We start from the raw sequence: 11,145 nt of genomic DNA, 5'->3' as shown, positions 1-11,145 counted from the left end.
CAGATAAAGTTAACGTTGCTGAAGTAGAAGCTATGTTCCCACAATCATCCGCTACGGTATAGTTAATGGTGATTGTACCACCAAGACCACAAGTACTAACAAAGTTGTTAAAGTCAAAGTCAGATGTTACAGTTAAATTAGAAGAACAATTATCTGTTGCGCAAGAAGTTAATTCATTTATATTAGAAGTGTTCCAATCAGCTGCTATTGTTTCATTGTCATTTCCATTACATTCCAAAGTAGTATCCTTAACATCGCAAGCAGATATATCTGGACTTGTGTTGTCCGTAACAGTTATAATTTGAATTTGATCTGCTGCAGCATTACCACAATCGTCAACTAAAGACCAAGTCCTTGTTATTATATATGAACCTTCGCAGTTACCGTCTGATAATGTATCAATATATGTAGCTTCTGGATGAGAAGAACAGTTATCCGCTTCATCAATAACATCACCGGTAATTGATAAGTTGGCGCTATAATTACAATCAGAATCAACAAAAATCTCGATATCAACTGGAGCAGTAAATGTAGGAGGAGTAGTATCTTCAATAGTTAACGTTGCTGAAGTAGAGGCTATGTTTCCACAATCATCAGCTACCGTATAGTTTACAGTAATAGTACCACCATAACCACAAGCATTAACAAAGTTATTAAAGTCAAAGTCAGATGTTACAGTTAAATTAGAAGAACAATTATCCGTAGCACAAGAAGTTAATTCATTAATATTAGTAGTATTCCAAGTTGTAGCTATAGTTTCATTATCATTACCATTACACTCTAAAATAGTATCCTTAACATCACATGAAGATATATCTGGAATTATATTATCAGTAACAGTTATTGTTTGTTTTTGGTCATCAGCAGCATTACCACAGTCGTCAATTAAAGACCAAGTTCTTGTTATTATATATGAACCTTCACAAGAACCAGCAGTAACCATATCAGTAAATGTTGCCTCAAGCGAAGCTGAACAATTATCCGCTTCATCCGTTACATCACCTGTTTGAGTTACAGAAGCATCATAGTTACAAGACGCATCAGTAAAAATTTCAATATCAGCTGGAGCCGTAAACGTAGGCGCAGTATTATCAGTAACAGTAATAGTTTGTATTTGGTCATCAGCAGCATTACCACAGTCGTCAATTAAAGACCAAGTTCTTGTTATTATATATGAACCTTCACAAGAACCAGCAGTAACCACATCAGTAAATGTGGTATCAAGCGAAGCTGAACAATTATCCGCTTCATCCGTTACATCACCTGTTTGAGTTACAGAAGCATCATAGTTACAAGACGCATCAGTAAAAATTTCAATATCAGCTGGTGCCGTAAACGTAGGCGCAGTATTATCAGTAACAGTAATAGTTTGAGTTTGCTCAGTCGCAGTGTTCCCACAATCATCAGTTAAAGACCATGTTCTCGTAATGATATACGAACCTTCACAAGAACCCGCAGTAACCACATCAGTAAATGTTGCCTCAATAGAAGCAGAACAGTTATCCGCTTCATCTGTTACATCACCTGTTTGAGTTACAGAAGCATCATAGTTACAAGACGCATCAGTAAAAATTTCAATATCAGTAGGCGCCGTAAACGTAGGTGCCGTATTATCTGTAACAGTAATGGTTTGAGTTTGCTCGGTAGCAGTGTTTCCACAATCATCAGTTAGAGTCCATGTTCTAGTAATGATATACGATCCTTCGCAAGAGCCATCAGTAACCACATCAGTAAATGTGGCATCAAGAGAAGTTGAACAATTATCCACTTCATCAGTAACATCACCTGTTTGTGCTACCGACGCATCATAGTTACAAGACGCATCAGTAAAAATTTCAGTATCAGCTGGCGCTGTAAAAGTAGGAGCAGTATTATCCGTAACAGTTATTGTTTGTATTTGATCAGCTGCAGCATTCCCACAATCATCAGTTAAAGTCCATGTTCTTGTAATGATATACGATCCTTCACAAGAATCAGGAGTAACTACATCAGTAAATGTTGCCTCAAGAGAAGTTGAACAGTTATCGGCTTCATCCGTAACGTCGCCTGTTTGTGCTATAGACGCATCATAGTTACAAGACGCATCAGTAAAAATTTCAATATCAGCTGGTGCCGTAAAAGTAGGCGCTGTTGAATCTTGAATAGTAATGATTTGTGTTTGAGTTGTAGTGTTCCCACAATCATCAGTTAAAGTCCACGTTCTAGTGATGATAGATTCGCTGCTACAGTTTCCAGCAGAAGTATCTTCTTGATCGCTAAAAGTTGCATCTAAAGTCGTGTCGCAATTATCTGCTTCATCAGTTACGTCACCAGTAAGTGTTAAATCATTAGGATCTTGCTCACAATTAATAGTTACATCGGCAGGCACAGTAAATGTTGGAGGAGTAGTATCTACAACATTAATGATTAAAGTTCTTGTTGTTGTATTTCCGCATTCATCTGTAGCAGTCCAAGTTCTTTCTACTGTAAATTCATTTTCACAAGTTCCTGGAGTTGTTGTTTCTTCAAAATTAATAGTAGCACTTCCACATTCATCAGTAGCTGTTAAATCTTCCGCAGGTTGTAATTCGTCACATTCAATTGTTATTTCTTCAGAAATAGTAACGGCATTTGTATAATTAGAAATACAAGTAAATTCAATATTATGCTGTCTTCCACTACCAGAAACATTATTTTTTCTGGCTTCAACACCAACTCTAAAAGAAAAACTTGTTGCATCTGTATTTCTAGTAGTAAAATTAGCTTGAGGATTAGCGTTAGTAACACCTGTATATTCTGTAGTTCCAGAGGTAGCAACTATCCAAGGACCTTCTTCTGTAATGGTTAAATCTGTAGGATCATTTACAGTATAACTATTTGTAAACTGAGTCCAGTTTACTTCTCCAAAATTATTATTACCATCAATATCATTAAAATTAGAATAGAATTCAGGTAAACTAGTTGGTGTTGTAGTTCCGGCTTGAACAAAATCGAATCTAAATTCTGTATAAGCTCTATCTCCATTGTTTGCTATTGAAAAAGCAGTTCTAGGTCTAAAAGAATCGCTTCCTGTAGAATTATCATCGAAAACAGGAATTGTAGTATTAACAGTTGCTACAATATTAACTAAGGCGTCTACTCCTGGTGCAATTTCAGTAAATCTAAAAACTTCTCCTTGTAAAAACGTATTATTGTTTCCATCACCAGTTTCTTCAGTATAATTTTCAAAACTTAATACAGGAACATCAACACATGAAGGTTGACTATTATCTACATTAGAAGGAAAACCTACAATTGTTGGCGGTAATGTATCAATTATTGTAAAAGTAGCTGTAGTAGAAGATGAGTTTCCGCATTCATCAGTAGCTGTAAAAGTAACAGTTGTACTACCAGTTTCACCACAATCATCGGTTGTGTTTGTAATAGTATTAGACCAAGTTATTGGTCCGCCGCATTCATCATAAGCAACAGCGTTACCATTATTGGCTAACCAATTGTTAAATTGGTCAGTATTACCATTTCCATCACATTGTACTGTAAAGTCAAAAGATTCTGTGTCAATTACAGGTCCTGTCGTGTCTACAATAGTAATAACTTGAGTGTAATCTTCTATTGTATTACCACAAGCATCGGTAAATGACCATGTGTTTGTTATAGTTCCGTTAGAAGGGCAAGATGGATCTGGCATAAAGTTGCCTGATGTTTTTATAGGGATAAGGTTGTTACAACTTGCTACAGGAGCTAAATTTTGAGCATTATTTAAGGCATTTGTATTATCACACTCTACAGTTCTATCTAATTCATTAGGTGGCGTAATCCAAGTTGCTGGTGCTGGAGGGTTAACTGTTACTGTAGTTGATAAATTATTACCTTGCTTACATTCATCTAAACTATTAGAACTTACTATGGTAGTATTGTGATTATTGATAAATCCTGAGTAAGAAGCCGAAAGTTGTGAGCTTAAAGTTGTAGAACATCCGTTTTCTAGGTAATAACATTGATCATTTACAGTTACATCAAAAGCAAAACTTAATGTTTCTCCAACATCCAATAATCCATCTGCAGCAGTAAATGTTAATTCTCTTGTGCTAGAATTGTAAGAATAAGTTAATCCTGATGGTAATCCTGTTATAGGTTGTACTAGTTCTGATCCAATAGGAACCGTTGTAACAAAGCTTATATTTGTAGCATCATCATTACCGTTATTAGTGGTGGACGCATTATATGTTACTGTTTGAGGGTTACTATTAGGAGTAATAGTATTTGGTGTAGCTGTATATACAATAGGATCTAATTTAGGTTCATAAACCTCTACAGCTAAACCTAATAGATATAGACCATATGCTTCTTGATTTGAAGTTAGTCTTAAGGTTGTTGATGTTTGATTATTATGTAGAAGATTATTTCCTGAATTATCTAAATGAAAATGAGCTGAGTCAAAACCTAAAGTGTTTGTACTTGCTGGATTTCGATCTGTAAAGTTGCTATTTCCATTAGTAATTCTACTATTAAAAAAGTTATTTGAATTTCTTAAAGGCGCATCTAAATCTTCGAACACGTTTGAAGAGTTAAGCATTTGTAATCTGTCTCCTGATAAATCACGATCGCCTTCTAAAGCTCCAATTACTATATCAGATTTTACAGCTCCTGTTGGAATTGTTTGAAAGCCGCTAAAATTAATATTAAAATTATTGTTGGAGCTAGTTACATTTGCATAACCATCAAAAAAAGATATGTTTTTTCTTTTTAATTGATCACTTTTATAAACAACTACTAGCTGCCAACCTCCAGAAGTACCTGTGTTATTTCCGTCATGAGAATATAAATACCCTTGTCTTCCTTCAACATTAGCAACTTGATACTTACCAAATGCATTGCTGTTATTTATAACATTATTAGTGATATCTTTTACACAGATGTAAGCATCATTAACAAAGTGAGGATTTTCATCACGACCTCTAAAAATAACATCATCTGCAGAAACAGTAGTGTAGCTTGTTTGTCCAGGTAGCATTATTTTTACTTGGTTATAATTCCAACCTGGTTGATTATCTAGCTCTACAGTATTGTTACCGTTACCAACAACCAAACCTTTATCGGCTGCAGCCCAATAAAGTAAAACTTTATCTATAGCTAAGCAAGGATCGCCCGGATAAGGGTTTGTTAAGTTTGCGCTACTAGAGTTAAATGTAGTAAAATCGTTATCAATGTCTACATAAACGTTATCTGAAAAGTCATGATTACCATCAGATCCATTATAGTTTGCTGTAGCACTTCTAGAAACAGTATTGTTTCCAACAACAATAACATCACCATTAATACTACTTTGGTATCTAAGCGTAAATGGTTTTTTTACTTGAGCTGTACTAATTGTGGCAATTAATGATACAGCTAATATTAAAAGTACTTTATAGCACTTTACTATTGGGTTAAGTTTTTTCAAAACGACAAAAATTGATTTAGAACATATATAGTACACACAAAAACAGTAATTAATTGCAATATAATTAACTTATTACTTAAAATATAAATGTTTCTAGAACTAATACGCATATAACACTGTTTTACTTCATAATTTTTAAAAAAATTACATACATTTAAAGTGCTACTATTTTGCTTAAGGGAATAGTTTAGTAGGTTCTTAGTTTTTAGATTCAAGGGTGAAATTAATTAATAGCAATACAAATCAAGTTGTAAATATTATTAAAATCAAAAAAAAATGATATAGCGTATATTTAATCGATAAAATACATTTTCGACTCTAAAAATCTCTAGAATAATCATTTAAATAATCATTATGGACAAAACTTTACAGTTATTTCGACATGGTAAATCTTCATGGAAATATAATTTACCAGATCACGATAGACCCTTAAAAAAAAGAGGTTTTACGGATATTGATTTAGTGTCAAAACATATAAAAGAAGATTTTAAAAAGCCAGATTTAATATTATCTAGTACAGCAAATCGTGCATGTACAACTTCTAAAAATTACATTAAAAATTTAGATCTTTTTGACGTCAAATTTCAACTTAAAAAAGAGCTTTATGATTTTTCTGGAGAAGCTGTATTAAATCAAATCTACAACTGTGACGATTCTGTGAATACTTTAGCAATATTTGGACACAATTATGCGCTTACAGATTTATGTAATCAGCTAGGAGATAGTTATATAGAAAATTTACCAACTTCTGGATTTGTTCAAATAGAATTTAATACTCAATGTTGGCAAAAGGTTAAATTTGGTAAAACAACACGAATTGTATTCCCTAAACATTTAAAATAGCCAATCTAATTAAATATATTTGTAGTAAAAATTCGTCAAATGAACAACCATATTATAGATAATAAGTACATTAATAGAGAGTTAAGCTGGCTTCAATTTAATCACCGAGTTTTACAAGAAGCAGCAGATGAGACTGTTCCGTTAATTGAAAGATTACGTTTTTTAGGTATTTTTTCTAATAATTTAGACGAATTTTTTAAAGTACGTTATGCTACAGTAAAACGTATTGACTATGCAGGTAAAGCAGGTAAAAGTCAACTTGGAGGTATTAAGGCATCAGAGTTGTTAGAGATAATAACAAATACTGTTATTGGACATCAAACAGAAAGCCTTAAAATTTTAAGCAAAATTCAAAAAGAATTAGAAGCAGAAAACATCTTTATTATAAAAGAAAATAAGGTTAATAAATCTCAAAAAGAGTTTCTTAAAAAGTATTTTTTAGAAAAAGTTAGTCCAGCCTTAGTAACTATTATTTTAAACCCAGATATAGAACTTCCTAACCTAAAAGATAGTAATGCATATTTAGCAATAAATATGGTTTTAGAAGATAATTCTAGCCAATATGCTTTGATAGAAATTTCTAGATCAATGCAACGATTTATTGTGCTTCCAAAAATAGACAACAAACAGTATATCATTATGTTAGATGATATGTTGCGTTTATTTTTAGACGATATTTTTAACGTTTTTAGCTATAAAAATATTTCTGCGCATATGATAAAAATTACACGTGATGCAGAGTTGGATTTAGACAGCGATTTGTCTAAAAGTTTTATGGAAAAAATTAGTGATAGCGTTAAGGATAGATTAATTGGCGAGCCAGTAAGATTTGTTTACGATAAAACTATAGATAAAACGACGTTAAACTTTTTAATGTCAATTATGGGTATAGATAATACAGATAGTATAATACCAGGTGGACGTTATCATAATAGGAGAGATTATATGGATTTTCCTAGTTTAGGTAGAACAGATTTGCTTTACGATAAAATCACACCATTACAAGTTAAAGGTTTAAGCCTACAAGACAGTATTTTTGAGTCTATATCTGAAAAAGATTATTTACAATATGCACCATATCATACATTTACATATGTCGTTAAGTTTTTACGCGAAGCAGCTTTAGACCCAAAAGTAAAATCAATAAAAATTACAATTTATAGATTAGCACAGATATCTCATGTAGCAAGTTCTCTAATCAATGCTGCAAAAAACGGTAAAAAAGTTACTGTTTCTATGGAAATTCAAGCACGTTTTGATGAAGAAGCAAATATTGCTTACGCGGAACAAATGCAGCGCGAAGGTGTTAACCTAATTTTTGGAGTACAAGGATTAAAAGTACACAGTAAAATGTGTGTAATAGAGCGTGAAGAAGGAAAGAAAACTAAACGTTATGGCTTTATAAGCACAGGTAATTTTAATGAGTCTACTGCACGTGTTTATACAGATTTTACGTTATTTACAGCCAATCAAAAAATATTAAAAGACATCAATAAAGTATTCAACTTTTTTGAAGTTAACTATAAAATTTACAGATATAAACACATAATTACCTCGCCACATTATACAAAAGATAAATTTTTTCGTTTAATTGATAACGAAATAGAAAATGTTAAACAAGGCAAACCAGCTTTTATTAAATTAAAAATGAATAGTATATCAAGCTATAAAATGATTGATAAGCTATACGAAGCAAGCAAAGCTGGTGTAAAAATTCAAATGATTGTTAGAGGTATTTGTTGTCTTGTTCCTGGAGTAAAAGGTGTTAGTGAAAACATTGAAGTAATAAGTATCGTAGACAAGTTCTTAGAACACACTAGGCTATACATTTTCTGTAATAATAACGATACAAAAGTATACATCTCTTCTGCAGATTGGATGACAAGAAATATAGATAATAGAGTAGAAGTATCCTGCCCAATCTATCAAGATGATATTAAACAAGAATTATTAGATATATTCGATATCTGTTGGAATGATAATGCAAAAGCAAGACTATTAGACAAAACTCAAAAAAATAATTATCGTAAAAACGATAAACCTAAATTAAGGTCTCAATTTGCAACTTATGATTATTTAAAAGAAAAACTAAACTAAATAATGCTAACCATACAAAAATACGCTGCAATAGACATTGGGTCTAACGCTGTAAGACTACTAATTTCAAATATTATAGAAGAAAAAGGTAAACCAGTACGCTTTAAAAAAAGTTCGTTAGTGCGTGTTCCTGTTCGTCTTGGTGCAGATGTATTTATAAAAGAAAAGATTTCTAAAAATAATAAAGAACGTATGCTTAAAACCATGCAAGCGTTTAGTTTGTTAATGCAAACACATAATGTTGTTAGGTACAAAGCTTGTGCAACGTCTGCAATGCGAGAAGCAAAAAATGGTAAGCAAATAGCAGATTTAGTATTAGAAGAAACAGGTATTAAAATAGATATTATAGGAGGAGAAGAAGAAGCTGCTATTATTGCTGCAACAGACCTTCAAAGTTACATTGATGAAAATAAAACTTATCTATACGTAGATGTAGGAGGCGGTAGTACTGAGTTTTCTGTAATAGATAAAGGGGAAAAAATATCGTCAAAATCATTTAAAATAGGAACTGTAAGACTTTTAAATGATGTAGTAAAAAAAGAAGCTTGGCAAGAACTTGAAGAATGGATAAAAACTGAAACATCAAGATTCGAAAAAATTGATGTTATTGGATCTGGAGGAAACATTAATAAAATTTTTAAAATTTCAGGAAAATCTTTAGGTAAACCATTATCCTATTTTTACCTTACTTCTTACTATAATACCTTACAAACATACTCTTACGAAGAACGTATATCTCAACTAGACTTAAATCAAGATAGAGCAGATGTAATTATACCTGCAACACGTATTTATCTTTCTGCAATGAAATGGAGTGGCGCAAAAGATATCTATGTTCCAAAAATTGGACTAGCAGATGGTATTATAAAAAGTATATATAATGATACGGTTAAGAGTCATACAAAGTTAAAATAGTACACTTTATCTGTTTATTGTGATAGATTAAATAATAATATATATATTTACTAATAAGATTATAAAAACTAAACTCAACCTCTTATAACTTTTAAAATATGAAAAAAACTATTCTTTTCTTTACTTTAATCTTAGCTTCTTTTTATGGATTTTCTCAAAACTCTGTTTATGGAGTTAGAGCTGGTATTAATATTTCTGATTTAGATTTTGAAGATCAGTTTGATGATACGCCTCACACTCACAGAAATGGATTTATGATTGGTTTTTTTGGAGAGTATAAGTTATCAAACTTAATTGATATTGCTCCAGAAATTCAGTTTTCAGCAGAAGGTTCTAAAGAAGAAGAATTGAGAATTAACTATATCCAATTACCAGTTTTATTTAAGTTTAACTTATCTAATAATTTTGCTTTAGCAGTTGGACCACAAGCTAGTTTAAAAGCTCATGAGTATGATGACGGCATTAAAAACTTTACATTTTCTGGTGTAGCTGGAATTGACTACATGTTAACTGATGAGTTTTTCTTAGACTTTAGATATAAGTATGGATTACAAAACCTAGTTGATGATGAATTAGGTGTAGAATTTAAAGGAAATACAATGCAAATAGGATTTGGAGTGAAATTCTAATATATTCAATAAATAATAAGTGTTAAAAAAGCCTTTTCTAATTCAGAAAAGGCTTTTTATATTTATCCGTGTATGGTTTCTTTTGTACCTAAATCTTTCATAATTTGGGCTTCATAATCTAATAAATTTTGCCATTTTTTATCTACTTCTTCTCGGTTACCGTATTTACGAGCATATCCTAAAAACATGGTGTAATGATTAGCTTCACTAACCATTAATCGTCTATAAAACTCGGCTAATTCTTTATCTTTTAATTCTTCAGAAAGTAATCTAAAACGCTCGCAACTTCTGGCTTCAATTAGTGCAGCATATAATAGTCTGTGTACTAATTGATCTGTTCTGCTTCCGCCTTTAGGGAAGAATTTTAAAAGTTGAATTACATACTCATCTTTTCTATCTCTACCTAAAGTCCAACCACGTTCTATAATCTTATCATGTACCATTTTAAAATGGCTCATTTCTTCTTTAACTAAAGCAGTCATTTCTTGAACAAGCTCTGTATATTCAGGAAAACTTACTATTAAAGAAATCGCAGTACTTGTTGCTTTTTGCTCACAAAAGGCATGGTCTGTAAGGATTTCTTCTATATTTTTTTCTACAATATTAACCCAACGTGGATCTGTTGGTAATTTTAGTCCAAGCATATTTTTTTAAGCAGTTAAGTAGTTATGATCTAAATCTGTAAGGTTGATTAGTTTTTTATCACCTTTATTGTCTATTACTAATTCAAAAAGTTTTTCTGTATTAGATTTTGGTTGTGTAAAAAGGATGTTTAAAACCAATTTATTTTGGTTTAAACTTTCTTCTTGATTTACCCAAACACTTTTTAAAATTGAAGTTTCCATATAGTAAGAAACCGTTTTATCATGTTTTAAAATATATTGTTTATCAATAACATCATTAAAAATAATTTTGTTTTGACGTGCTACAATTTGGGCTTTATAATCTCTGTAATGATATTTATAGTTTATAGAGTCGTGTTTAAATTGTCTTAAGTATGAAGACTTCATATCTGTAAAAGTTTTTACATTTACATGATAGCCATTACTTAAAATAGTATCTGTTTTAACTTCAGCATATTCTTTAGGAAAGTAAGAAACACGTTCTGAAAAAGATTCTAATAAGTTTTTTTCTTTTAAAATATCTTTAGGTGATCTATTAATTTTATCTCTAGCATCACAACTAATAAGCGTAATGATTATTCCTAAAAGTAGTACTGTAAACTTGTTCATAATTATA

Annotated in this window: 7 protein-coding genes; 4 read left to right on the top strand and 3 right to left on the bottom strand. The window is 31.4% G+C overall.

Annotated elements, in window-relative coordinates; genetic code table 11:
• On the bottom strand, positions 1–5,422 hold a 5,422-nt coding region (locus FHS04_RS02760; RefSeq protein WP_183408359.1), incomplete at its 3' end, for a hypothetical protein.
• Between the two features lie 354 nt (positions 5,423–5,776).
• On the opposite strand from FHS04_RS02760, the gene FHS04_RS02755 reads away from it, so the two are divergent.
• The 4 genes from FHS04_RS02755 to FHS04_RS02740 all read left to right on the top strand — a co-directional run bounded on the left by FHS04_RS02755 (position 5,777) and on the right by FHS04_RS02740 (position 9,906).
• A complete protein-coding gene (locus tag FHS04_RS02755; protein WP_106677526.1) occupies positions 5,777–6,265 on the top strand; it encodes a SixA phosphatase family protein in 489 nt (162 codons plus the stop codon).
• A gap of 39 nt (positions 6,266–6,304) precedes the next feature.
• On the top strand, positions 6,305–8,362 hold the full coding sequence (gene ppk1, locus FHS04_RS02750; RefSeq protein ID WP_106677528.1) for a polyphosphate kinase 1: 2,058 nt from the start codon (positions 6,305–6,307) through the stop codon (positions 8,360–8,362).
• 3 nt (positions 8,363–8,365) lie between these two features.
• Positions 8,366–9,277, top strand: coding sequence for a Ppx/GppA phosphatase family protein (locus FHS04_RS02745; protein ID WP_106677530.1), 912 nt, complete (start codon positions 8,366–8,368; stop codon positions 9,275–9,277).
• Between the two features lie 98 nt (positions 9,278–9,375).
• On the top strand, positions 9,376–9,906 hold the full coding sequence (locus FHS04_RS02740) for a porin family protein (protein WP_106677532.1): 531 nt from the start codon (positions 9,376–9,378) through the stop codon (positions 9,904–9,906).
• 62 nt (positions 9,907–9,968) lie between these two features.
• On the opposite strand, the gene miaE is transcribed toward FHS04_RS02740, so the two are convergent.
• Together miaE and FHS04_RS02730 are read right to left on the bottom strand one after the other, a co-directional pair.
• A complete protein-coding gene (gene miaE / locus FHS04_RS02735) occupies positions 9,969–10,550 on the bottom strand; it encodes a tRNA-(ms[2]io[6]A)-hydroxylase (RefSeq protein ID WP_106677534.1) in 582 nt (193 codons plus the stop codon).
• Positions 10,551–10,556: 6 nt separating this feature from the next.
• Positions 10,557–11,138 carry a hypothetical protein gene (locus tag FHS04_RS02730; protein ID WP_106677535.1) on the bottom strand — a complete coding sequence of 194 codons (582 nt, stop codon included), beginning with the start codon at positions 11,136–11,138 and terminating at the stop codon, positions 10,557–10,559.
• Between the last annotated feature and the right edge of the window lie 7 nt (positions 11,139–11,145).

Source organism: Mesoflavibacter zeaxanthinifaciens subsp. sabulilitoris (assembly GCF_014191595.1).
GTDB classification, from domain to species: domain Bacteria; phylum Bacteroidota; class Bacteroidia; order Flavobacteriales; family Flavobacteriaceae; genus Mesoflavibacter; species Mesoflavibacter zeaxanthinifaciens.
The sequence above is the reverse complement of the archived record's forward strand: the minus strand, read 5'-3'. Positions and strand labels throughout refer to the sequence as shown.